Raw genomic sequence first — 22,487 nt, forward strand, 5'->3', positions numbered from 1 at the left:
CGTCCGAACAAACAGGCACAATATGTATACGCACGAAGACCTCGCCCAGCTTCAGGCCCAGTCACTGAAGATGCAGGGCTGGATACGCCGACAGACCTTCTCGCCCGAGCTGGAAAAGACCCTGCGCCGCTTCTCCAGCTGGGAGGTGTCTGAGTTGATATTCGGCATCAATCAGTCGACCTTCCGCGGCAAGCTGGCCGCCGACCCAAACCTTCCCCTCGGGGAAGTTGAAGAGGACGGGCGCCAGCGTTGGTTCAGCCTGGAAGAGATCAATGAGTTGCGCCGCCGCATACGCGTCAACAAGACATCCCTGCTGCCAGAGCGCCCGCAAGGCAAGCGCGCCTTCCGCGCCGCCATCGCCAATTTCAAGGGCGGCGCAGGCAAGTCCACCGTCGCGTTGCACTTCGCCCATGCCGCTGCGCTTGACGGCTACCGCGTGCTCGCCGTCGACTTCGACCCGCAAGCGACGCTCAGCCATTCGATGGGCCTCAGCGATGTGGGCGAGGACCACACGGTCTGGGGGATCATGGCCCGCGACCTTGAACGAGAGACAGACCGGATGAACGCGTCGGCCCCCGGCGCCGAAAGTGGCACCGCCCTGCCCCAACGCCGGCTGCCATCGTCTATCCGCGACATGGGCCTTGGCGCGTTGCGCCCCGCGGACTTCATCAAGCCCACGGCGTGGCCGACGATTGATATCGTACCATCCTGCGCCAATGCCGCCTTTGTCGAGTTTGCTAGCGCCCAGTATCGGCACCTCAATCCGGAATGGACCTTCTTCGGTGCGGTGTCGCGCTTCCTCGACGCGCTGCCGGACGATGCTTATGATCTGATCCTCTTCGATTGCCCGCCTGCGATTGGTTACCAGTCGATGAACGCGGTCTTTGCGGCGGACATGCTCTATATTCCATCGGGCCCCGGCTATTGGGAATATGACAGCACGACCAGCTTCATCGGGCAGCTTGCCGAGGCGTTGGAGGATCTGTCGCATGGCTTCGAAAACTTCCCCACGGGGAAGATCGCCTTGCCCAAGGCGTTTACCGACATCCGTTTTCTGATGACCCGATACGAGCCGTCGAACGAGCTGCATCAGGCCATGTTCGCAGCTTTCCAGCAGGTTTTCGGCGACCGTATGGCCGAGCACCCGATAGAGCTGACGCGGGCGGTTGAGCAATCGGGGCGCTTCCTGAGCTCTATCTATGAGATTGATTACCGCGAAATGACGCGCGGCACATGGCGCCGTGCGCGGGCAAGTTTCGACCGCGCCTATGAGGAATTCAAATCCCACCTGCTGATCGCGTGGGACAAGTTGGAGGCTGACGCATGAGCCGCAAACGCCGTATGTTCGATATCGAAATGCCTGAAGAAGGCGACGAAAACTTCCCCGCGGGGAAGGTGGAGCAGAAGGACTCGCGACGCGGCCCAATGGCGACTGCCATCGCCGAAACCGCCGAATCCAGCCGCGACCGCGCGAAAGTAGAGGCCGAAATCCGCGCGGAAAATGATGCTCTGGCGCAGGAGCATGTTCGCCTGAAGCGCGCCGGTCTGGTCACCGATATGATCGAATTGGATGCCATCGAAACGTTCAAGCTGATGCGCGACCGTGCGCCGGGGCCGGATTTTGAGCTGCCCGAACTCGTTCAGTCCATCCGCGATATCGGCCTGTCAAACCCGATCAGGGTAGAGCCGCGCACAGATGGTCGCTACGAACTCATTCAGGGTTATCGCCGGCTGTCAGCCTATAGGGAGCTTCTGAAGGAAACCGGCGATGCCGAACAATGGGGCAGGATCCCAGCCGGCATCGTGGCCAAGGGCGATGCGTTGGAGCAGCTTTACCGGCGCATGGTGGATGAGAATATGGTGCGCAAGGACATCTCTTTTGCAGAGATGGCGCAGCTTGCGGTTCATTATGCAATGGATCCGGACACGGATGAAAACGACCCGGACAAAGCCGTGGCGATCCTGTTCAAATCGGCGGGCTATCAGAAGCGCAGCTATATCCGCAAGTTTATCCCGCTGGTTAAAAGTCTTGGTGAGACGCTGCAATTTCCGCAGGAGATCCCGCGTGCGCTTGGGCTCGCCCTGGCGCAGCAGGTGGATGAGGTGCCGGGCACGGCTGCTGCCATCAAGGCTGAGCTGAAGGATTGGGACAATCGCTCGGTGATGGATGAGTTGGGCGTGTTGCGGCGTTTTGCGGGGCAGGGGGGTGATGGCAGTGACGACGCGCCGCAAAGCGTGAAGAAACCCGCTGTCCCTGCCGAGAAGGCAAAGACGACCTTCCAGCTTACGCGACCGCAAGGCAGCGCCAAATGCACTGCCGCCAACGGCCGGCTGGAGATACGGTTGCCGCGAGACTTCTCTGCGCTTGACCGACGGCGGTTGGAATCGGCGGTCGCGGCCATGCTTGACCAGCTTGACTGATCTTCCCCGCGGGGAAGGTCCGCCAATCGCCTAGCTTTGTCGCCGCAAGCTCGCTGCCGGACTGCTTGCGATAGGCTCGAAAGTGCAGCGCGGGGTGAGGGGTAGGGCAGGGGGTGATATAATAGCAGATGGGGCGGAGCAGTTTTGGCAGATATACGATAGATCCGATAATCAGTCCTTATCGTGTATGATATAGCCTTCATTAAAATAATCTTGTAACGGAAATTGGGAGCTTTATAATTGCCGTACAATGATAAATGTAATCATATAACAGAATGATAAAGTGAATGATGCATCTCCCGGCTCTGACCTCCTGACCGATATTCTCGCCGTCGAAAGCGCGGCGGGCCGGCTGGAGGGTGCGTTTCTGGCCGACCCCGAACTGGGCCGGATGTGGCGGGCGCAGATGGTGCTGAGCGAGGTGTGCCGCTCGGTCGGGCTCGAGGATATCCATCTCTTCGAGGGCGACCTGGTGATGCGCGGCTTCGAGAACCGGAATACGTCGCTCGCGACCGCGCGCGGCGCGCTGCACGGGGCCGAGCTTATGCGGGTCATGGCCCGGCCCGGCGATCTGCGCGCCGATCCGGTGGCGGTGCTGACACGCTGCCTGCGGGCGGGGTTTGCCGAGGATCGGGCCTTGGACCAGGAAGGGCAGGGGGCGGAATGGCCCGATCTCGTCGCCCTCGCGCCAGGTATTGTCGGCGAGATCGATGCGGCACCGACGCCGGTTCTGGCCGCGATCCGGGCCGCGGCGCATTTGCGTATGGCCACCGCAGCGCAGCTTCCGGCAGCGGAGCGGCTGTTGTTCATCGCCGTGGATCACGCCAGTCGGCTGCCGCATCAGCGCGACCATGCGACCACTGAGGAGACCGGGGTCGCACCGCTGCTGGGTCAGATCCGCGCAAGCTGGGTGCTGCTGCCCTCGATGGCCATGACCGCGCAGGGTTTTCGGGCCTGGTCGCCCGGTAGTGCGCGCGGAATCCGCGATCTGCTGGCCGGTTTGCGCATCGAGTCCGGCCGGGCACTTGGCCAGCTGCCACTGCTGCGCCGCTGGCGCGACCGGGCCCGCCAGCTGGCGGCGGACCAGCCCGGCAAGTCGCATCTGGACGATCTGGTGACGCTTGCCATCCATCAGCCGATTCTGACCGGGTCCGGCATCGCCGAGGCGCTTGGTGTCACCGACCGCACCGCGCGCAATCTGGTGGACAAGGCGGTGGATGCCCGTCTGCTGGCCCCGATCACCGGCCGACGCAGCTATCGGGCGTGGGCACCGCTGCCCATGGCCGAGCGGCTTCGGATGCGCAATCCGATCAGCGAGCGGCCGCGGAGTACAAGGCCCGATCCGACGGAGGCAGATCTGCGCGTCGGACACGAGTCGGACGCGGCAGGGCAGGGGGACGCCATGGCCGAACTCGACGCCGCATTGGCGCAGGCAGATGAGATCCTCGGGCGATACCGCCCGGTGACGCTGCGCGAATAATCCCGGGATTGATCTGGGCGAAAGAGAGGATGCAATGACAGAACCCAGCCTGAAAACCGACACCCGACAGGCCGATTGGCGCCGCCGAAATGTGCCTAAATACACCGCCCATCTGGCCGTGCAGCGTGGATTGAAACGCGGCGAGATCACCCGCCAGCCCTGCGAAGTCTGCGGCCATCCCAAAACCGACGCCCATCACGACGACTACGACGCGCCCCTGCAGGTCCGCTGGCTGTGCAGACAACACCACACAAGGCTGCATAATGGCGGAGAAGATCTGTTCGCGGGGGTGTGTGGGCGGGACTAGGCGGAGGCGGTTTTGTCGCAAACTTTTGCCGTGAGGGGAGTGGATCCAAACGCTTGCTCGCTTACGCTGCCAGTTCCGCAAATTGAGCAAAGGGGCAGAGTCCAGGTGTCAACTGGCCCTTACGGATCATGTTCGCGGCCTCAATGCCCTCAAGTGTCGCTGACGCCGAAGCGAAGGATTTGAACCCGAGCATGGGCCGGATCCGCTTCTTGATGCTGCGGTGGTCTTGCTCCACGCGATTATTGAGGTATTTGATCCGTATCATTTCGATCGGGATCGGACAGCCAAAGCGTTTCAGCATCCTATTAATCTCGGTGATGCCCGCAGTATTTGCCCCGCTCTTGTCGATCACGATTTTGCGCGGCAGGCCATTCACTTCCAGCGCCCGGGCGAAGAACCGGGTGGCGGCCTTCTTGTTGCGGCGCTTCGACAGCATGAAGTCCAATGTTTTACCGAATTTGTCGACCGCCCGGTACTGGTAGACCCATTCACCCTTCACCTTGATGTAGGTTTCATCCATGCGCCAGGACCGATCTGTCGGATGCTTGCGGCGGCGCGCTTCCTCTGCCTGTTGGCCGGCATATCTCCCGACCCAACGGTTCAGCGTCGCGTGATCGACCCTCACACCCCGCTCGGCCATGATCTCTTCCAAACCCCGGTAGGGCACCGTGTAGCGGACGTAGAAAAACACCGCAAACAGGATCACGGTTTTGGGGAAATGCGCCCCGTTGAAAGAAACCGTCATAACCGCATCCCCCCTCTGCCAAGATCAGACAGGATCATACATCGCCACTCCTCCCAAGAAAATCTTGCGACAGAGCCGAGTTGTGCAGACCGTATAGCTCGTCACAGGGAAAACGATCAAATAAGCCGTCCGCGAGCATCGCCCGCGCACCGCCCAGCCCTTCTTCTGCCGGTTGGAAAATGAACACGACCCGCCCGGCAAAATCCCGCGTCTCGGCCAGATAGCGCGCCGCACCCAGCAACATGGTGGTGTGTCCGTCATGACCGCAGCCGTGAAAGACACCGGGGTTCTGAGAGCGATAGGGAAGGTTGGTTTCCTCTTCCATCGGCAAGGCGTCCATGTCCGCGCGCAGCCCGATGGTCTTGCCCGGCCGCGAACCTTCCAGCACACCGACGACGCCGGTTTTACCAATGTTGCGCGTCACGGAAATGCCCCAGCCCTCCAGCAGTTCTGCCACCCGCGCGGATGTCCTGACCTCCTGAAAGCCTATCTCGGGATGGGCATGAAAATCGCGGCGGATCGCGGTCAGATCATCGCTGTAGGCAGCGATGCCGTCGATAACGGGCATGGCGTCTCTCCTTGGTATGTCTGCAAGCGTAAGATCGCAGGTTATCTGTCTGTCTTTTCAGGGCGTGCTACCACGATCTGACGGTCTCGGACATATGAGGTGACTACCTGCTTGATCAGGTAAAACAAAATACCCGCCGGTCATCGGCACGGGGCAGAGGTGAGCTTTGGTAAAAAGGGTTCAATACGCGCCATTTGGGTGTCCGGCAGTCAAAACGGATAAGTACGTTCACCTTTCGCTTTTCGAAAAGTTAATCAGTCGAGCCTGCAGAAAACGACGCCTCTCCAAATGAGGGCGAGACGTCTTTTTGATCCAGACGCCGGGCTTCCTCGGCTGTCGTCATGACACCGGCAGCACCGATTTCTTCAAGTGCGTCGTCGATTGTCTCTGCGCCCGATGCCGGGCGGTAACTGTCATCGCCCGTTTCGGATGTGGAGGCGAAGCGCTGTTGCCAACCATCCTCGCTTTCGCAGGCCAGAACGACGCGGACGGTTCTGGGCTGGGAAATCTCATACTCCCGGCAAAACTCACCACCCACCGTCAGGAAGGAGGCGATCATCACAAGATCACTGTCGTCGTCAAAACGCTGCGCTTCACCGGAGGGCAGGGACTCTAGCGCCGCGATCTCGGCAGCAGAGAAACCGTCCTGCGGCTGATCCAGCCACCACCAGCCGAGCCCCAAAGCCAGAATTGCGGCGCAAGCGGCGGCGAGCAGAGGTCTGCGGTTCAAATTGGCAGGGGTTGCAGTCCCCGCCGGGGCTTTGGGCGCGGCAGTGGCACGGATATGCGCCGCAAGCGGATCCTCTTCCGCAGCTATTACCTTCATGCCGGCCAGTAGCCGTCGCGTTTCCTGAAAGCGGTGAAGGCGCTGCTGAAGGCCGGAATCGGATGCCACTGCAGCGCGGACGGCCTCGGCGCGCAGCGGATCCAGTTCGCCGTCGGCAAGTGCCATCAACGTTTCGTCATCTATCTGCATGAACCAGTTCCTCGCGGTAGCCTTTTGTATACGTCGCGGCGTTCATTTTATTCCAAGCTTTTGTGACAACGCGATCCGGGCACGTGACAAGCGGCTCATCACGGTGCCGATGGGCAGATCAAGGGTTTGCGCGGCTTCTGCGTAGCTAAACTCTTCCACGCAGACCAGATGAAGCACTTCGCGCTGATCGTCCGAGAGGTCCAGCATCGCGTCGCGTACGCTGCGCAGCATCAGCCGCGCCTCAAGCCCTGGGCCGGGATCGGTCGGCAAAACTTCTGGCTGCTCGTGAACATCGATCTGTGTTCCGGCCCGTTTTTCGCGGCGAGTCATGTCAATAAACGTGTTTCGCATTATCCTGAACAACCACGGGTCCATCTTTTGGCTACGATCGAAGCTGTTGGCATTGGCAATGGCCCGTTCCACGGTGATCTGTACCAGATCGTCAGCCACGTCCGGACGACGGGCGAGCGACAGCGCGAAGCGCCTGAGATTCGGCAGCAAGGCGATCAGGGCTTCGCTGAAGGCCGCATCCATGGTGACTCCGCACTAAAAATTGTTAATCAATTGGAATAATAAAAATCGAGCGGCGTAAATGTCCAGAAATGCAGACAGGAGGGCATCATGCCATTGCGTGTTATCATTTTCATGCTTGTTTCCTTGGGTACGCTTCACGCAGATTTCCGGTATGGCGGATCAATGTGGCAGGTTACAGTCGCTTTTGCCGATGATGACGATAGCGGCAGAGGTGATGATGACGATGATGATGGCGGCAGCAGCAGACAAAACGACGACGACGATGACGATGGATTTTTCGTCCGCCGCCGGGTGCAGCAACCGCGGCCTCAGCCTCAGCGTCGTGTTCGGGCTGTTCCTGCGCCGCCGCCGCCGCTTCGCGCACCTGATGAGGTGATTGCACGCGGCCTTGGCGAACAGGATCTGGCCGAGCTTCAGGCAACGGGCTTCCAACTGCTTCGGCAGGTCGAACTGAATTCCGGTCCGGATTTTGTCCGCCTTCGCAAGCCCGCGGCCCTTGGATTGGAAGAGGCGCGGCAACAGGTGCGTGATCTGGCCTCGACCGAGGCTGCGGATTTCAACCATTTTTACCGGCCAGAGAACGACGAGGCCACGCAAGACTGCCCCGGTGGCATTTGTCCGGCACGACGGATGATCGCTTGGCCGACCGATGTTTCGGGCTGCGGGGAAGCGCCGCGTATCGGTATGGTCGATACCGATCTGAATGCCGAACATGACGCGCTGAAACAGGCACGGGTGACGATTCGCAAGATCGACAGCGGAGATATGGCCGCATCCGAAAAATTGCATGGTACGGCGGTAGCGGCACTTCTGGTTGGGCAGCAAGACAGCCGTGCTCCGGGGCTTGTCCCTCATGCCGAACTGATCGCTGTGGATGCCTTTTACAAGATACGCTCAGACGAACGTGCCGACGCCTTCGCGCTGATCGAGGCTCTGGATTACCTGGTCGCCGAACAGGTGGATATTGTGAATATGTCGCTCAGCGGTCCGGCAAACGAAGCGCTTGCGGACCAGATCCGGCATATGGCGGCACAGGATATGGTGATGGTTGCGGCGGCGGGAAATGGCGGACCGAAGTCAAAACCATCCTATCCGGCGGCGTATGACGACGTGATCGCCGTCACAGCCGTAGATCGCGACTCTCGGGTGTATCGTCGGGCCAGCCGCGGCCCCTATATCGACGTCGCGGCGCCGGGTGTTGATGTCTGGACGGCTGCCTCGATCAGCGGGCGGCGCGGCAAGACGGGTACATCATATGCCACACCTTTTGTCACTGCTGCCGCTGCGCTTCTTATGCAGGCCCGCCCGGAACTGAGTGCAGGGGAAGTCCGCGAGATAATACAGGCGTCGGCCCAGGATCTGGGGGAAGAGGGCAGGGATGAGGTGTTCGGCTACGGACTGCTACAGCCCTCGCATCCCTGCCAATAGCGAGCGGATGCAGCTGCATTTTATGCGGCTGCATCGCCTTCTTCCGCGTGCTCCTTGATTTCCAGCCGTGAAGCGACGTTCTCGACGCACAGGACAGAAGCCGGCATGGCCCGCAACCAGCGGCTGACCGCCGTGCAAATATCCGGACCTGCCGCTGCCAGGTCCTGTCCGATCAACACCAGCCTGGGTTTTGCTATTGCCGCCTGAACAAGGCTGACCGCCGCACGCTGTTCCGCTGACAGGTTGCTGCCGCCTTCGCTGACGCGCCGGTCCAGATCGCCATCCGGGCAAAGCGTCCGGCGCAGGCCGAGCCGATCGATCACCTCAAGAATTCCATCGTCGTCGGGCCGACTGGAGGCGGAAACGGTCAGCACCCGGCGCAGCGATCCGCGCAGCATTGGCCGATCCGGTCCGATCCGGCAGATATTGCGGCGCAGGGTACCTCGGCTAAGATCCTCAATGGGGATGCCCGACAGGAAAATGGCTCCGGCATATGGCGCTTCAAGCCGTTGGAGAAAGGAAAACAGTCTCGACGCCTGCAACTCGGGCAGTTTCAACAAATGGCATGCGCCCGGATCGACGATCAGGGTGAGCGGATCGCTGTCCGCGTCGAGCCTCAGCTCATCAATCCTCAGCGCAATCGGCCCCGGAGGCAGCCCAAGCCTGCCATACGCCCCGCGCCGGGGCCGCGAAAGCGCAGCGGCACATTTATCCCGCGCGGCCCGCCAGGCGGCATAATGGTTCCAGACGCCGGCCAGCTCTCGCATCGGTGTCAGCAACAGGCCAAGCGCCGCAAGTGCCGCGGCGATCGTGTCGGTTCCAAGTCCGGCCCGCGCCCCGATCAGGATCACTAGCGCCGCGGTGATGCCGGCGATCAGATCGGGCAGCGACTTCAGCATCTCTGCCATGCGTAGCCGGGCAAGGGCGGCGTCGATCATGCGTTCGCTGCGGCGTTGCAAGCTGCGCAGGGCCCGCCCGCGTTGCCCAAGCCGATCAAGTTCGGGGGCAAGGGCCATGCGTTCGGTCATATCAGCGGCAATCCGTCCGCGTCGCGCGCGCAGTCGGCGCTGAAGCGGCACAAGTGACGCACCACCAGCAACAATCGCGGCAAGCGCTACTATTGTGGGTGGCAGAATTGCCCATAGAAGCACGGGCGACAACCATGCCAGAACCAGAAACGTCACCGGGATCAGAATGCAGCCTGCAACGAGGCGCGGCAGGCCCAGCCTGGCCCAGTTTCGAAATGCAGTCATGTCGCCCACGAAACGCAATCCGACATAGCCGCTGCGGCGGGCCGCAACGTCGCTGGCCGACATGGCGCAAGCATGTTCGAAAAGCGCCTTTCGCAGATCAAGCGCATATGCCTGCCCCAGCTTTTCGCCGTCAAGCTGCGCCGCGACCCGGACCGAGGCAATCACCGTCCCGGACAGCGCCAGCACAAGAAGCTCTGTCATGGGCAAGTCAGACTGCCGGGCGTTCATCGCTGCAAAGAGGCCGCGCGTCGCGATGGCAGCGGCCCCGGCCGCGGTCCCCTGCAACAGGGTCAGAACCGCCACCCGCGCAAGCAGCCATCGTCGTCCATGCGCTAGAAGTGGCGGCATGTATGTCATGCCGCCTGCTTCCATTGTCCGATGATCCGCAACGCCAGCCCGTTAACCTCTGCCGGATCAGACAAGTCCCGCTTGCGCAAGACCTGGATATTTGTGGCGGCCTGAGCCTCGGCACTGGCCATGGGAGAACAGCTTACGATGCCGGTGAGGATGTCGGGGCGCAGCCCGATCCGTGATAATTCGCTGACACCCCCCGCCGCCGCCACGGCGTCACCACATGCAAAGATCAGCCCCGAAATCCGCTTCTTAAACCAAGGGTCCGCGATTAATTGTGCAGTTTCACGCTGGAACAGCCCGTCAGCCACCTCCATCACGGCGATTTCCGACCCGCTGCGCTGCGCCTCTGCCAGCAAGCGTTCGATCCCGCTGCGAATGCGGCTCAGCGGTTGCATATAGGTGGTCACCATTCCCGCATCGGTGAAGTCGCCGACGTAATGGGCCCCTGTATCACTATATTCATTGTAATCGCCGAAGGCGCCTGTTCCCGTCGCCTTGATCGTTGCCGTTTTCCAGCCCGCGCGCCGAAGTCCAAGCGCAAGCTGTGCGGTGGCCAGCGTCTTGCCGGAATTCATTGAGGTGCCCAGAACCGCGATTATCGGAATATCCGCCCATTGCTGCGGGTCGGGCAGCGCGAACTGATCAAGGTTGAGCGCACAGCCTTTCACATCCAGAAGCCGTCCCTTTGGCAGCAGCTTCGTGGCGGGTCTGATACGTTCATTGCGGGCGATCATTCGCCCGATACATCCGCCGCCTGCCAGCATGTCAGCCCCGGTCGGGTCGATTTCGGCCAGCCCCTCGAACTGATCCGGTGCATAACGTGCGCCACAAGCCAGCACGACAAGATCACCGGGGAACAGTTCGGAAGGGCGGCCGGTGGTCAGTTGCACGCGCTTGTGCTGCCCGATCTCTTGAACCTGCGCCAGAATGAGGTCTCCGGGTCGTGCTGCAGCGAAATCGATGTCCATGCCAGCGGCCCGCTCACGAATAACGCGGCGTGTCGAAAAGCTCCATTTCGCGGTGCTCAGAAGTTTCTTAACGGTGGTTTGCATTTTGCTCTCCGATTCAGTGTTTCGCTTCAGGCAGTGGCTGTCATGCAGGGTGCGGCGGCATTTGCATTACAGACCTGTCGGGCCAGACCGCCATGGCGGATGGCCCAGACGACATCGTGGCCGCAGCCGGCAATATCTTGCAGCCCGATACGAGGGTGCAGGCCATGATCCCTCGTGGCTTTCTCCAACGCCGCGGCATAGCGATGCGCACGGACAAGACGGGTTTTTCCCTGAATGCGATCAAGTTCGGGCGTCTGGCGCAGTGTCTTGTCGCGTCGCGTGTCGCGGTTGCCGGCATAGATATGGAACGGGCGGTCAAGAAACGCGCGCAGGCTCGCACGGGAACGGCGCAACCAGGTTTCGTCCCGGCTGTTCACGCTGTCGGCCAGACCGTATGGCCAAGGCATGGAATGATCGGGCAGGCAGTACCAGCCGGCAGCGGCAAGATGCAGATCGGCGACCTTTTGCGGGTACAGCATGGCAAAGCGATGGCCAAGTTGCGCCCCACCCGAATGTCCGAAAAGACTGACAGGCTCGTCAAACTGCGAAAATTGCAAAGCGGCGGCGGACAATAAAGCCAGCAGCGCATGATCCGGTCTCGCGGCACGGCCCGGACGCTGAAAGAAGCGCCAGTTCTCGGCATCGAAATGCGGCACAATGATCATGCGCCCGCTGGCTTCCGCCTCGCGGCGGAACAGGCTGGTCAGTTGGGAGGCATTACGCGAGATCCCATGCAGTACCAGCAGCGGCGGCGCCGTGGCGCGCCGGTCGGGAATGATGATATTCGCGCTCAGCCGCTTTGCCGTGCCGACGGTTGTCAACGTCGTGATACGCGCCTGATCGGTGTTGATTTCATGCAGATAAGTCATGCTTGGTTTCCCATCGTGCTCTCTGCCCGGACTACGTTGGGTTGCAGGCGTTTATTCCTGCATCGGCGAATTATTCTGAAAAAATTCAGCTTTCAGAGCTGAGTGGGCGGCTTGCCGGCAATAGAAATCCGTGGCTGCACCAATGGCAGCCACGGAGGGGAGGGGCACTCAGATTAAGCTGCGATCAATCATCGTCATCATTGCCGCGGCCGCCGTCGTCGTCGTCATCGTCGCGACCCCCGCCCCCACGACCGCCACGGCTTCCCCCATTGTCGTCATCGTCGTCACGCCCGGCAACGCTGCGCCGCCCGTCGTCATCGTCATCGTCGCGGTTGCTACGTCCAAGACGTCCGTCGTCGTCATCGTCCCGGTCAGAACGGGAAATGCCCCGACGGTCATTGTCCCGATTCTGATTCATGCGGCGGATATCCCGGCGCGAGAGATCGCTTCTACCGCCGAGCGACCAGATCTTGTTTGCACCCTCGCGGCCGAAGGCCCGCACAAGCTCGCTATAGGACAGCAACCCATTCCCGTTTCGGTCGATATCCGAAAACCGCGCGGATTGCGCCGGTGTGGATGCGCTTCCCATCAGAAGCACCGACAAGCTGAAAACGGCAATCTTGTGAGTGTGTTTCATAGTAGTCTCCTTCTAGCCCTCCGGATTGCTGCAAAATGTCGACAGCCGGACAGCGGAGATCATCCGCATGGCGGCTGGCACCGAGAGGTCATTCACTGGATTTCCGGCAGGGCGGGTCGCCGCGGCGGCGTCGATCTGACCGCCGCGGCTTCCCGGATCTCTGCCTGTTATGTGCGACCATGTCGCATCGTTTTCCCTTCCTCTACCGCCCGTCATTGGGCGGTGAAGGGATTACGACTGCGGTGGGGTATTATTCCGATCGGGCTACTTTTTATTTTCATCGGAGATCAGCGATCTCCGCGTCAGGCGCAGGTAGAGACGCCGGCCCTGTCTCAGCAAAGGATATATCATCGCGGCCCTGCGCGGCGAGGCAAACAGACGGCGCTGCAATCCATTGCCAATGCCGCCCGAGCCGGACAGCGTTGCGATCAGGTGCATGGCGTCCGCGCCGAAAAACTGCCTTCCCTGCCAAATGACCGCCATCCCTTGGTCCAGATCGCGCCCATCCGCGAAGGCGGCCGCAACACGCGGATCGTCCGACCGGGCATCGACCAGTTCGACCGCGCCCAAGACATCACGCAGTCGCATCATCGACACATAGGATGAGCAGAACGGACATTGTCCGTCATAGATTATCGTGATCCCGCGATTCATCCCACATGCCCCATTTCGTCGTTTACATTGGAATAACGTCTCACCTCTGCCGTAATTCCCCTAGAGGACGCAGAAAGGAGAAGACACATGACCCGGATGGATCAGGTGGCGACGATGTGGAACCGCGCCACAGGGTCGCTTTCGAAACCCGTCTCCGGTCTGTCGCTTGCGGTTTTTCGTATCGCCTTGGGTGCGCTGCTTCTGTGGGATTGCTGGCGTTTTATAAAATACGACCGGATCTGGCGGTACTGGATTGAGCCGGATTTCCATTTTACCTACGCCGGTTTCGCCTGGGTGACGCCACTGCCCGCAACGTGGCTTTATGCCGCCTGGGCCGCGATGGGTATCTGTGCCTTTCTGGTGATGATCGGGCTTTTCTACCGCGTCGCCATCGTCGCGCTGACGGTCATCTTCAGCTATTTCTTCCTGTTGGATAAGGCGGAGTATCTGAACCACTTCTATCTCGTGATCCTGTTCATGATCCTGCTATGCTTTCTGCCTGCGCAGCGGAGGCTTTCGGTGGATGCCAGACGCAAGGTGCATGATACCTATGTTCCCTATGCTGCGGTATTTATCCTGCGCGCACAGATGGAAGTCATGCTGATCTTTGCCGGTCTGGTCAAACTGACCCCTGACTGGCTGGCCGGGGAACCCCTTGGCCTTTGGTTGCGCGCACAGGCTGGTGATTTCCCCTTCGGTGTCCTGTTCAGCTATGACTGGGCCATCATCGGCGCAAGCTGGGGAACCATTGCGCTGCATCTTCTGGGCGCGCCGCTGTTGCTGTGGAGAAAGACACGATTGGCGATTTTCATTGTCTACTGCCTCTTTCACAGCGCCAATGCGATGTTCTTCAACATCGGTATCTTCCCTTGGCTGACCATCGCTGCCACAACGATTTTCTTTGCACCAGACTGGCCGCATCGTGCCGCCCGCTGGCTTCTGGGCCGGTTCGAGGAATTGCCGCCCATGACGCCGGCACCGGCCCCGCTGCTGCGTCCCATATCGGGCGTCGCGCTTGCATCGATCATGGTCTGGATGGCCCTACAGCTTTTCCTGCCGCTTCGCGCGGGCTTGTTTCCGTCCGAGGTCCGTTGGAGCGGGGACGGCCACCGGTTTTCATGGCGGATGCGAATCTTCGACCGCTATGCCGAGGGTCGTTTCATCGTCAGTGCGCATGGTCGGGAATGGGTAATCGACCCCTTCGAGTATCTGTCAGAGCGTCAGGCAACGAAAATGCTGGTACGCCCGGACATGATCCATCAGTTCGCGCGGTATCTGCAAGGCATCTGGCTGGACCGGGGCTATAGCAAGGTTGCGGTTCGCGCAGACATCGGCAAATCCCTGAATGGTCGCCCACTACAAACCTATGTCGATCCCGGCGTCGACTTGACAGCAGTTTCCGTGCAGTTGCTTTCAGCCGATGATTGGATCCTTCCCTTACGAGATTGTCCGGTTGGTTCCAATGCATGTCTCAGATAGACCAAAACTCAGCGGCACTCCCAGCTCTTAGGCGATACGCCGGTCACCCTTTTAAACGCGCGGGTGAAGGCGCCGGGCTCGGAATAGCCCAAAATATCCGAAATCTGTGAAAGACTCAGATCGCTATGACGAATATACAGCTTGGCCCTGCCGACCATTACTTCGTCCTGCAGCGCGCTGAACCGGACGCCTTCGTCGGCCAGCCTGCGGCTTAGGGTGCGCGCGGTCAAACCCAACTGGCCGGCGACGGTTTCCAGCGAGGCGATGGGTTCAAGCGCCCGCAGTTGTCGCGTCACCAGATGGGATGTTCTGTCCTGTCTGCGCAGCACCGGAAGTTGACGCATGATCGCCATTTCCAGCGAACGGAACATCGCAGCACTCGCTGTGATTGGCCGATGTGTCCAGAACCCTTTCGGCATCCGAAGCTCATTCCTGCCGCGGCCAAAACGCAGAAGGCCCGATAGCCTGTCGGGCAGGTGGCGGTTGGTTACATCGCGATCATACTGAAAATCCATCGACAAAGGCGGCGGCGCATCGGGGTAGAAGCCGTGGATGAAACCAAGCGTCGAGGCCATGTCGCGTGCCGCAGAAAACGCATCCAACGTCTCGTTTCGGGTTTCAGGGACAAACTCGATGAATTCCTCTTCGTCGGTTTCGCCAAATGCAACGCAGCAATTTGACCAGATGAGTTCCGGAAAACGCAGGAACATCGACAATCCCTCAAGGCAGCTTCCGGCGAATTTTGCGGCATTGCTGATCGGGGCGAACATGCTGATATCGGTGCTGGCACCAATAGCAAGCCCGGCCTCCAGCGGGGTGACGTCGCTATATTCCGTTTCCAGCAAGCGTTGCAGAAAGCGTCGCTCTGCCGCGATGTCGATCAGCATGTCGGGGTCGGACATAACCGCGGCAGGCAGGTTGCTGTCACGGATCAGCGCAGATGTATCGCTGCCTTTCCGGTCAAGCTCGTGCAGATGCAGCAGAATGCCAAAGGCGCGGCGCTTTGGCGTCACCAGATTTTCGATTCTTATGATGCGTCGCTCTGACACGGTTGTTCCCCTACGTCACAATGGTCATTTGAAGCAAGAATGGCGTGAAATGTCAATTTTGTGTCCGTTTCAATCCTTACCGGAACAGCCCGGCAATGAGACGCTTGTCCCAACTGGGAGGAGATCACATGGAACAACGCGAGGTTGTCATCATCGGCGCAGGCATTTCCGGCATCGGGGCCGCCTGCAATATCGAACGCAAATCCAAAGGCACGGATTACGTCATTCTGGAGGGGCGAGAGGCGATCGGCGGGACATGGGATCTGTTCCGCTATCCCGGCATCCGCTCGGACAGCGACATGCACACCTTCAGCTTCGATTTTCGCCCTTGGCGCAAATCCAAGCGGCTGGCCAGCGGCGAGGATATCCGAGCCTATCTGGCAGAGGTCGTCGACGAATTCGGCCTTCGCGAAAAGATCCGCTTCGGGCACAGGATCGAGGCGGTCGCATGGGATAGTGGCGCCGCGGAATGGACGGTCAGCGGCACCCGGAACGGTGATGAGCCGTTCACGATCAAGACCCGTTTCCTTGTCATGGCGACAGGCTATTACAATTACGAACAGGGTTATCGCCCGGATTTCGACGGGATGGAGGATTTCAGGGGCATCGTCGCCGACCCGCAATTCTGGCCGGAAGATCTGGATTACACTGGCAAGAAGGTCGCCCTGATCGGCAGTGGTGCTACAGCGGTGACCATCGTTCCCGCCATGGCAGAAAAGGCTGCGCATGTGACGATGATCCAGCGGTCGCCCAGCTATGTTTTCAATTGGCCGGTCAATGACGAGACGGCGGGCTTGCTGATCGACTGGCTGCCGGGACAGTTGGGTGCGCGGCTGGTGCGCGGCCGTAATCTGGCGCTGAACAATGTCATCTTTGCGCTGTGCCAGCGTTATCCCCAGATGATGCGCCGCTTCTTCATGAAGCATATGAGCGGGCTTCTGGGGGGCGACCGGGCCTATACCGAGCAGCATTTCAACCCGCGCTATAACCCGTGGGAGCAGCGGCTGTGTTCGACTGTCGGCAACGACCTGTTCGGCTCAATCCGCGATGGTCGCGCCTCGGTCAAGACGGACCATATCGACCGCATCACCGCAAACGGAATACGCCTGAAATCCGGGGAAGAGGTCGAGGCCGATATCATCGTCCCTGCAACCGGGCTGAAACTGCGCTTTTTCGGCGGGATGAAGATGATCCGCGACGGGGTGGAGCTGGCCTCGGGGCAGTTGACCAGCTATCGTGGCCTGATGTTCGCGAATGTGCCGAACCTTATCTATTTCGTCGGCTACACGAACAATCCCTGGACCGCGAAGGCCGACATGATCGCGCATTACCTGACCCGCGTGCTGAACCACATGCGCAAGACCGGGCTGCGCGTCGTCATGCCCGAACTGGACGAAAACACGGCCGACGCTCTGCCGATGCTGGCACTGACTTCTGGTTATGTGCAGCGCGGCAGCGATCTGCTGCCCAAGGTCGCGCAGGACGAGCCTTTCCGGGTTTATCAGAATCCATACAAGGACTGGTTCTTCATCCGCCACTCTCGCCTGAATGACGGTGTCTTGCGGTTCTCGGGCAAAGGGGCACATGCAGAAGCGCCAACCCCCATATCCGCCATCGCCGCCGAGTAGACTTTCACCGGACCTGGCCCGCGCGCCACGCGGCGCGTGGCACAGATAGCTGAGGTATCATCATGTATCTGAAAGCAAATACGTTTATGGCGAAGATGGGTGACCTGTCGCTTGGACTGACACCCGCTGCTGTCGCGAGTCTTCTGGTCACTGGCAGGCGCGCGCAATGCGATGGCCGCCGCGTCGATCCGCACGCCCAAATTGCAGGCCGGTTCTTTACCGCGCTGAGCATTCCGACCAGTGATGCGAAGCTGCAAGCGTTCCGCGCCTTTTTCGACGATCTGGGAAAGCGCGCCGGGTTCACCGACACAGGGGGCGTCAGCGCGCGCGACATTGCGATGCCGCTTTCCGATCGCAGTCTGACCGCACGGCTTTACTCGCCCGATGGCGTGGCAGAGGACGGGCCGCTGATCCTGTTCTTTCATGGCGGCGGCTATGTGCTGGGCAGCGTCGCGGGCTATGACCCGATCTGCCGCAGGCTGTCCAAGCTCAGCGGTCAGCGGCTGTTGTCGGTCGAGTATCGTCTGGCACCCGAACATCCCTGGCCGGCACCTGTAGAGGATGCCCGCGACAGCTGGGCATGGGTGCAGCAGAACGCAAACCGGCTGGGCATCGACCCGAACCGCGTAACGCTGTCGGGTGACAGTGCAGGTGGCGGGCTGGCTCTGGTCGTTGCCAATGACGTGACGTCGAGACCGCAACAGGCGCAACCTGCGGGATTGGCCCTTGCCTATCCCGCCGCACGTGTCACGCTGGAGGAGCGGGAGGAAAAGGCGCTCGCAGGGATGGAGTTGCTGCTGGGTGTCGACGTGCTGCACTGGTTCAGGAAAACCTATACGGCGGGGCGTGTATCGGCGTATGATCCAACAACTTCGCCCGCGCTTAATGATGAGGGCCTGAACCGCATGCCGCCGACGCTGATCCTGACGGCGGGCTTCGATCCGCTGCGCCCCGGTGCGGAATTTCTGCGCGACCGCTTGGCGGCGAAACATCGCGCAGTCGAACTGCATGAATACCCGTCGATGATTCACGGCTTTCTCAGCCTTGGGCGGCATTTCAGGGAAGCAGAGGACGCGGTGCAGCGTCTGGCGCAGCATGTTCGTGCTTGCAGCGAGCACAAGCAGCAGTCGCGCCAAACAGCTATGGGAGGGAACACATAATGACCGGCCGGATGATGTATGAGCAACTGACGGTAAACTCACTGATTGACCACGCCGCGCGTTTTCATGGCGCGACAGAGGTCGTGTCGGTTGAAACCACAGGCGAGGTGTCGCGCAGCACATGGACCGAGGTTTCGGCCAACGCGCGACGTCTTGCCTCGGCACTGGATCATCTGGGCGTATCGTCCGGCGCGCGGGTGGGGACCATTGCATGGAACAATCGTCGCCATCTGGAAATCTATTTCGGCGTGGCAGCAGGCGGGCGCGTGACCCATACGATGAACCCGCGGCTGACGCCCGAGCAGGTGGCCTATATCGCCAATCACGCGGGCGATGAGGTGCTGATGTTCGACGCCACATTCCTGCCGCTTGTGGCGCCGATCCGCACCCATCTGGACAGCGTGAAACATTTCGTCCTGCTGGGGCCGCGCGACACCACTGCTGCCAGCAAGCTGGACGGTCTGCTGTTCTATGACGAATTGCTTGAAACCGGCGATCCGGAACATGAATGGCCCGAGATCGACGAACGCGCGCCGGCCGCCATGTGCTATACTTCCGGCACAACCGGCAATCCAAAGGGCGTGCAATATTCGCACCGCTCCATCGTGCTGCATTCCATAGGGGGTAATCAGCCCGACGGGCTGGCGCTGTCGGCGCGTGACACTGTCATGCCGGTGGTGCCGATGTTCCACGTGAACGCATGGGGCGTGCCTTACATCGCAGCTCAGGCCGGATCGCGGCTGGTTCTGCCGGGGCCGAAGCTGGACGGGGAAAGCCTTGCCCGCCTGATTGATGCCGAGGGCGTGACCGTTTCGTTGGGCGTGCCGACGATCTGGATGGGTCTTCTGGCCGGGCTGGAAACCACCGGCGCCACGGCGTCCAGCATGACCCGGACGGTGGTCGGCGGATCGGCCCTTCCGCCCTCCATGATCCCGACCTTCCGCGACAAATACGGCGTCGATCTGGTCCATGCCTGGGGCATGACCGAGACCTCGCCGCTTGGTACCCTGAACCAGCTTCTGCAGAAGCACGAACACCTTTCGGCAGAGGAGCAGGCGCAGATCCGGCTGGGTCAGGGCCGCCCGCCATGGGGCGTCGACCTGCGGCTCGTTGATGACGAGGGACAGGTGCTGCCACATGACGGCACGACGCAAGGCGCGCTGCAGATACGCGGTCACTGGATCGTCGAGGGCTATTACGGCCAATCCGAAAGTGCCCTGACCGATGACGGCTGGTTCGATACCGGCGATGTCGCGACGATTGACCCTGACGGCTATATGATCATTCGCGACCGGTCCAAGGATATCATCAAATCGGGCGGCGAATGGATCTCGACAGTGGAGCTTGAAAACATCGCTATTTCCCATCCCGCAATCGCCAATGCTGCAGCCATCGCAGCGGTCCATCCCAAATGGGATCAGCGACCGGTTCTAATCGCGGTCCGCGCTGCCGGTGCCGAGTTGTCGGAAGAAGAGATGATTGAGTTCTATGTTGGCAAGGTCGCGAAGTGGCAGGTTCCCGACCGCGCCCTCTTCGTCGATGAGTTGCCGCTCGGCGCGACCGGCAAGGTCCTTAAGAACCGGCTGCGGGAGCGTTTCGGTTATATACTGATCGAAAGCGAGTAGACCGGCTTCCCCCATGCCCAGGATGCCGTGCGCCTGACGATGGAAGAGACAATTGCCCTTGGCGCTTGCCGATGTCTTGAAGCCATGCCTGGGACAGACGCTTGTGGTGTTACCGTGCCACGACCAGTGAATAGATCCGCCAAACTGCACCGATTCTTTAGCGCAATCAGCCTGGACATCCCAATACAGCCTTGCTCCGCCGTCAATCGCTGAAGGCAGCGGCCGCGCACACAACCGAAGGATGAATTTTCCCGTTGAACTCCTTGTTTCCAGCATAAAATAAGGCAATACCTATTCAACTTTCCTTAGATCTTTGCCTTTAGGCAGGAAGCAGGTGCCGATGCAAAGCCCGATCCATGACATGACCGACCGGGCCGAAGGTGCGTTATTTGGGCTGGCAATTGGCGACGCCCTTGGAATGCCTTCTCAAACCCTGGTGCGAGAAGAAATTTGTGAACGCTACGGCAGGATAGAGGGTTTCGTCGCACCGTTTGAGGGGCATGAGGTTTCTCATGGTTTAAGGGCTGCACAGGTTACGGACGACACGGAACAAACCCTTTTGCTGGCCAGGCGCTTGATCGCCGATCCTGTGGTTTTCGACGATAAGGCATGGGCGCAAGATCTTCTGTCGTGGGAAGCCGGCATTCGCCGGCGCGGGCTGAGAGATATTCTGGGGCCGTCGACGAAATCGGCGATTGAGGCCCTGCTGTTGGGAACGCCACCCACAGAGACCGGACTGAAAGGTACGACGAACGGGGCGGCGATGCGTATCGCGCCGGTCGGGATCATGATGCAGACGGATGCTGCATCTCTGGTAGAAAAGGTCGCGCAGACGGCACGTGTTACGCATAATACCGGTGAAGCTATCTCTGCGGCCTCTGCGGTCGCGATGATGGTGTCGGCGGGCATCGCGGGGGAGAGCATTGATGACGCACTTGCTTCGGCGCTCGGTGCCGCGCAACTTGGGCAGACCTATGGCAGCAAGGCCGGCGTCGCCGATATGGTGGATCGGATTGCGACCGCGGTGGAAATCGGGCGGACCGGCGATGTCGGCAAGCTGGTCGAAGCGACAGGCAGTTCTGTGCAAAGCCATGAATCAATTCCGGCGGCATTCGGTTTGCTGACGCTCTGCCGTGGGGACGGGTGGAAGGCGATGTTGCTGGCGGCCAATATAGGTGACGACACCGACACGATCGGTGCAATCGTCGGCGCGATGTGCGGCGCGTTTAGCGGAAAGTCTGGCCTGCCCGCTGACGCCGTCGCCGCCGTCACGGCCGCAAATGATCTGGATATCCCCGCAATCGCAGGCAAACTTGTGTCGCTTCGTCAGAAATCGGACAGTCGCGGCTGATGCCAAAGCTTATACAACTGACCGCGCCGGTTCTGGATCTGGTCTACAAGGTCACAGCGATCCCGGAATCGGGTACAGAGGCGATTGTGAACGACTTTTCCTCGACCCCTGGCGGTGGCATCAACGCGATGGTCGCAGCCCGGTCAGCGGGGATGGATGTTGCCCTTGGCGGAAGCCTCGGCAGCGGGCCATTTGCGGATACGATCCGCGAAATGCTGGCCGAACACCAGATCGAACATATCGGTGCAGCTGTCGCCGCAAGCGACCAGGGATCATGCGTCGTGCTGCTGGAACCGGATGGAGAGCGCACTTTCGTCGCCTATCCTGGTGCGGAAGGTCACATTTCGCCGTCCGACCTTACCGGGCTGGCGGTGCATGGCGGTGACTGGGTGATGCTGTCGGGCTATACGCTCTACTACCCAGGCGCAGGACCGGCTGTCGCTGAATGGATCGCGCAATTGCCCGACGATATTCATGTACTGTTCGACCCCTCACCACTTGCAGCAGAGATACCCGCCGCACTGCTTGAGGCTGTCGTGAGCCGTGTCGACTGGATCAGCAGCAACCGTGCGGAGGCCGCTGTTCTTGTGGGCGATAACGATCCGGTTGGTATGGCCGGGACGATGGCCAACGGTCGCAAGGGTGCGGTCCTGCGGCAGGGCGCCGATGGCGCTTTGCTGGCGATGGACGGACGGGTCGAGAAGATACCACCGCATCCGGTTCACGTCGTTGACAGCAACGGTGCGGGCGATTGCCATATCGGCAGCTTTATCGCTGAAATATCCCGCAGCGGCGATGCCGCCCGCGCGGTCCGCTATGCCAATGTCGCAGCTGCCCTGTCCACGACCCGCGACGGCCCTGCGACGCCGCCAGAGCGGGGCGATGTATTGGCGCTCATTTGACGCGGCAGAGGTGCC

21 protein-coding genes and 1 pseudogene are annotated in these 22,487 nt (G+C 60.6%); 11 read left to right on the plus strand and 11 right to left on the minus strand.

Annotated elements, in window-relative coordinates; translation table 11 throughout:
- Nucleotides 1–22: 22 nt before the first annotated feature.
- From PAF20_RS16700 to PAF20_RS16715, 4 genes are all read left to right on the plus strand, one after another.
- Entirely contained in the window at nucleotides 23–1,327 is a 1,305-nt protein-coding gene (locus PAF20_RS16700) for an AAA family ATPase (RefSeq protein ID WP_271073451.1), read from the plus strand.
- The gene (locus PAF20_RS16705) at nucleotides 1,324–2,421 is read left to right on the plus strand and encodes a ParB/RepB/Spo0J family partition protein (RefSeq protein ID WP_271073452.1); all 1,098 of its coding nucleotides are present in this window, start codon (nucleotides 1,324–1,326) and stop codon (nucleotides 2,419–2,421) included. Before PAF20_RS16700 ends, PAF20_RS16705 begins: the two co-directional genes overlap by 4 nt.
- 283 nt (nucleotides 2,422–2,704) lie before the next feature.
- The gene (locus tag PAF20_RS16710; RefSeq protein ID WP_271073453.1) at nucleotides 2,705–3,901 is read left to right on the plus strand and encodes a helix-turn-helix domain-containing protein; all 1,197 of its coding nucleotides are present in this window, start codon (nucleotides 2,705–2,707) and stop codon (nucleotides 3,899–3,901) included.
- A gap of 34 nt (nucleotides 3,902–3,935) precedes the next feature.
- Complete coding sequence (locus PAF20_RS16715) at nucleotides 3,936–4,208, plus strand: hypothetical protein (RefSeq protein ID WP_271073454.1); 273 nt, start codon at nucleotides 3,936–3,938, stop codon at nucleotides 4,206–4,208.
- A 61-nt stretch (nucleotides 4,209–4,269) separates the two neighbouring features.
- Here the strand turns inward: PAF20_RS16715 and PAF20_RS16720 are convergent, their stop codons facing one another.
- The 5 genes and pseudogenes from PAF20_RS16720 to PAF20_RS16740 form a co-directional block, all read right to left on the minus strand.
- Nucleotides 4,270–4,953 carry an IS6 family transposase gene (locus tag PAF20_RS16720; protein WP_271073455.1) on the minus strand — a complete coding sequence of 228 codons (684 nt, stop codon included), beginning with the start codon at nucleotides 4,951–4,953 and terminating at the stop codon, nucleotides 4,270–4,272.
- Nucleotides 4,954–5,029: 76 nt separating this feature from the next.
- Nucleotides 5,030–5,521: pseudogene (locus tag PAF20_RS16725) on the minus strand (amidohydrolase); the annotation flags it as partial.
- Nucleotides 5,522–5,771: 250 nt separating this feature from the next.
- Nucleotides 5,772–6,497 (minus strand): hypothetical protein, encoded by a 726-nt coding sequence (locus PAF20_RS16730; protein ID WP_271073456.1) that lies wholly within the window; start codon nucleotides 6,495–6,497, stop codon nucleotides 5,772–5,774.
- 42 nt (nucleotides 6,498–6,539) lie between these two features.
- A complete protein-coding gene (locus PAF20_RS16735) occupies nucleotides 6,540–7,031 on the minus strand; it encodes an RNA polymerase sigma factor (protein WP_271073457.1) in 492 nt (163 codons plus the stop codon).
- Between the two features lie 159 nt (nucleotides 7,032–7,190).
- Nucleotides 7,191–7,628, minus strand: a complete 438-nt coding sequence (locus PAF20_RS16740) for a hypothetical protein (RefSeq protein ID WP_271073458.1) — start codon at nucleotides 7,626–7,628, stop codon at nucleotides 7,191–7,193.
- A gap of 33 nt (nucleotides 7,629–7,661) precedes the next feature.
- Between PAF20_RS16740 and PAF20_RS16745 the strand changes: the two genes are divergently transcribed.
- Nucleotides 7,662–8,459, plus strand: a complete 798-nt coding sequence (locus PAF20_RS16745) for a S8 family serine peptidase (RefSeq protein ID WP_271073459.1) — start codon at nucleotides 7,662–7,664, stop codon at nucleotides 8,457–8,459.
- Between the two features lie 20 nt (nucleotides 8,460–8,479).
- Here PAF20_RS16745 and PAF20_RS16750 read toward each other — a convergent pair whose 3' ends face one another.
- The 5 genes from PAF20_RS16750 to PAF20_RS16770 all read right to left on the minus strand — a co-directional run bounded on the left by PAF20_RS16750 (nucleotide 8,480) and on the right by PAF20_RS16770 (nucleotide 13,278).
- A complete protein-coding gene (locus PAF20_RS16750) occupies nucleotides 8,480–10,060 on the minus strand; it encodes an ABC transporter ATP-binding protein (RefSeq protein ID WP_271073460.1) in 1,581 nt (526 codons plus the stop codon).
- 5 nt (nucleotides 10,061–10,065) lie between these two features.
- Nucleotides 10,066–11,118 carry a P-loop NTPase family protein gene (locus PAF20_RS16755; protein ID WP_271073461.1) on the minus strand — a complete coding sequence of 351 codons (1,053 nt, stop codon included), beginning with the start codon at nucleotides 11,116–11,118 and terminating at the stop codon, nucleotides 10,066–10,068.
- Between the two features lie 26 nt (nucleotides 11,119–11,144).
- Nucleotides 11,145–11,987, minus strand: a complete 843-nt coding sequence (locus PAF20_RS16760) for an alpha/beta fold hydrolase (protein WP_271073462.1) — start codon at nucleotides 11,985–11,987, stop codon at nucleotides 11,145–11,147.
- A gap of 184 nt (nucleotides 11,988–12,171) precedes the next feature.
- The gene (locus PAF20_RS16765) at nucleotides 12,172–12,624 is read right to left on the minus strand and encodes a PLC family EF-hand domain-containing protein (RefSeq protein ID WP_271073463.1); all 453 of its coding nucleotides are present in this window, start codon (nucleotides 12,622–12,624) and stop codon (nucleotides 12,172–12,174) included.
- Between the two features lie 264 nt (nucleotides 12,625–12,888).
- Entirely contained in the window at nucleotides 12,889–13,278 is a 390-nt protein-coding gene (locus PAF20_RS16770; RefSeq protein WP_271073464.1) for a DUF393 domain-containing protein, read from the minus strand.
- Between the two features lie 87 nt (nucleotides 13,279–13,365).
- Between PAF20_RS16770 and PAF20_RS16775 the strand changes: the two genes are divergently transcribed.
- The gene (locus PAF20_RS16775) at nucleotides 13,366–14,757 is read left to right on the plus strand and encodes an HTTM domain-containing protein (RefSeq protein ID WP_271073465.1); all 1,392 of its coding nucleotides are present in this window, start codon (nucleotides 13,366–13,368) and stop codon (nucleotides 14,755–14,757) included.
- Nucleotides 14,758–14,765: 8 nt separating this feature from the next.
- Here the strand turns inward: PAF20_RS16775 and PAF20_RS16780 are convergent, their stop codons facing one another.
- Complete coding sequence (locus PAF20_RS16780; protein WP_271073466.1) at nucleotides 14,766–15,806, minus strand: AraC family transcriptional regulator; 1,041 nt, start codon at nucleotides 15,804–15,806, stop codon at nucleotides 14,766–14,768.
- 128 nt (nucleotides 15,807–15,934) lie between these two features.
- On the opposite strand from PAF20_RS16780, the gene PAF20_RS16785 reads away from it, so the two are divergent.
- The 5 genes from PAF20_RS16785 (at nucleotide 15,935) to PAF20_RS16805 (ending at nucleotide 22,472) form a co-directional block, all read left to right on the plus strand.
- Nucleotides 15,935–17,434: a flavin-containing monooxygenase gene (locus tag PAF20_RS16785; protein WP_271073467.1), complete on the plus strand. Its 1,500-nt coding sequence runs from the start codon at nucleotides 15,935–15,937 to the stop codon at nucleotides 17,432–17,434.
- A gap of 62 nt (nucleotides 17,435–17,496) precedes the next feature.
- The gene (locus tag PAF20_RS16790; protein ID WP_271073468.1) at nucleotides 17,497–18,594 is read left to right on the plus strand and encodes an alpha/beta hydrolase; all 1,098 of its coding nucleotides are present in this window, start codon (nucleotides 17,497–17,499) and stop codon (nucleotides 18,592–18,594) included.
- On the plus strand, nucleotides 18,594–20,219 hold the full coding sequence (locus tag PAF20_RS16795; protein ID WP_271073469.1) for a long-chain fatty acid--CoA ligase: 1,626 nt from the start codon (nucleotides 18,594–18,596) through the stop codon (nucleotides 20,217–20,219). Before PAF20_RS16790 ends, PAF20_RS16795 begins: the two co-directional genes overlap by 1 nt.
- Before the next feature lie 340 nt (nucleotides 20,220–20,559).
- Entirely contained in the window at nucleotides 20,560–21,570 is a 1,011-nt protein-coding gene (locus tag PAF20_RS16800) for an ADP-ribosylglycohydrolase family protein (RefSeq protein ID WP_271073470.1), read from the plus strand.
- Nucleotides 21,570–22,472 carry a PfkB family carbohydrate kinase gene (locus tag PAF20_RS16805; protein ID WP_271073471.1) on the plus strand — a complete coding sequence of 301 codons (903 nt, stop codon included), beginning with the start codon at nucleotides 21,570–21,572 and terminating at the stop codon, nucleotides 22,470–22,472. Before PAF20_RS16800 ends, PAF20_RS16805 begins: the two co-directional genes overlap by 1 nt.
- Nucleotides 22,473–22,487: the final 15 nt, after the last annotated feature.

The organism is Paracoccus albus, assembly GCF_027913035.1.
In the GTDB taxonomy this organism is placed as follows: Bacteria; Pseudomonadota; Alphaproteobacteria; order Rhodobacterales; family Rhodobacteraceae; genus Paracoccus; species Paracoccus albus.

What these genes read in the sequence shown, in the direction of transcription:
- PAF20_RS16700 (WP_271073451.1), top strand. Translation starts at nt 23, where the DNA reads ATGTATACGCACGAAGACCTCGCCCAGCTTCAGGCCCAGTCACTGAAG.
- PAF20_RS16705 (WP_271073452.1), top strand. Translation starts at nt 1,324, where the DNA reads ATGAGCCGCAAACGCCGTATGTTCGATATCGAAATGCCTGAAGAAGGC.
- PAF20_RS16715 (WP_271073454.1), top strand. Translation starts at nt 3,936, where the DNA reads ATGACAGAACCCAGCCTGAAAACCGACACCCGACAGGCCGATTGGCGC.
- PAF20_RS16720 (WP_271073455.1), bottom strand. Translation starts at nt 4,953, where the DNA reads ATGACGGTTTCTTTCAACGGGGCGCATTTCCCCAAAACCGTGATCCTG.
- PAF20_RS16730 (WP_271073456.1), bottom strand. Translation starts at nt 6,497, where the DNA reads ATGCAGATAGATGACGAAACGTTGATGGCACTTGCCGACGGCGAACTG.
- PAF20_RS16735 (WP_271073457.1), bottom strand. Translation starts at nt 7,031, where the DNA reads ATGGATGCGGCCTTCAGCGAAGCCCTGATCGCCTTGCTGCCGAATCTC.
- PAF20_RS16745 (WP_271073459.1), top strand. Translation starts at nt 7,662, where the DNA reads ATGATCGCTTGGCCGACCGATGTTTCGGGCTGCGGGGAAGCGCCGCGT.
- PAF20_RS16750 (WP_271073460.1), bottom strand. Translation starts at nt 10,060, where the DNA reads ATGCCGCCACTTCTAGCGCATGGACGACGATGGCTGCTTGCGCGGGTG.
- PAF20_RS16755 (WP_271073461.1), bottom strand. Translation starts at nt 11,118, where the DNA reads ATGCAAACCACCGTTAAGAAACTTCTGAGCACCGCGAAATGGAGCTTT.
- PAF20_RS16760 (WP_271073462.1), bottom strand. Translation starts at nt 11,987, where the DNA reads ATGACTTATCTGCATGAAATCAACACCGATCAGGCGCGTATCACGACG.
- PAF20_RS16765 (WP_271073463.1), bottom strand. Translation starts at nt 12,624, where the DNA reads ATGAAACACACTCACAAGATTGCCGTTTTCAGCTTGTCGGTGCTTCTG.
- PAF20_RS16770 (WP_271073464.1), bottom strand. Translation starts at nt 13,278, where the DNA reads ATGAATCGCGGGATCACGATAATCTATGACGGACAATGTCCGTTCTGC.
- PAF20_RS16775 (WP_271073465.1), top strand. Translation starts at nt 13,366, where the DNA reads ATGACCCGGATGGATCAGGTGGCGACGATGTGGAACCGCGCCACAGGG.
- PAF20_RS16785 (WP_271073467.1), top strand. Translation starts at nt 15,935, where the DNA reads ATGGAACAACGCGAGGTTGTCATCATCGGCGCAGGCATTTCCGGCATC.
- PAF20_RS16790 (WP_271073468.1), top strand. Translation starts at nt 17,497, where the DNA reads ATGTATCTGAAAGCAAATACGTTTATGGCGAAGATGGGTGACCTGTCG.
- PAF20_RS16795 (WP_271073469.1), top strand. Translation starts at nt 18,594, where the DNA reads ATGACCGGCCGGATGATGTATGAGCAACTGACGGTAAACTCACTGATT.
- PAF20_RS16800 (WP_271073470.1), top strand. Translation starts at nt 20,560, where the DNA reads ATGCAAAGCCCGATCCATGACATGACCGACCGGGCCGAAGGTGCGTTA.
- PAF20_RS16805 (WP_271073471.1), top strand. Translation starts at nt 21,570, where the DNA reads ATGCCAAAGCTTATACAACTGACCGCGCCGGTTCTGGATCTGGTCTAC.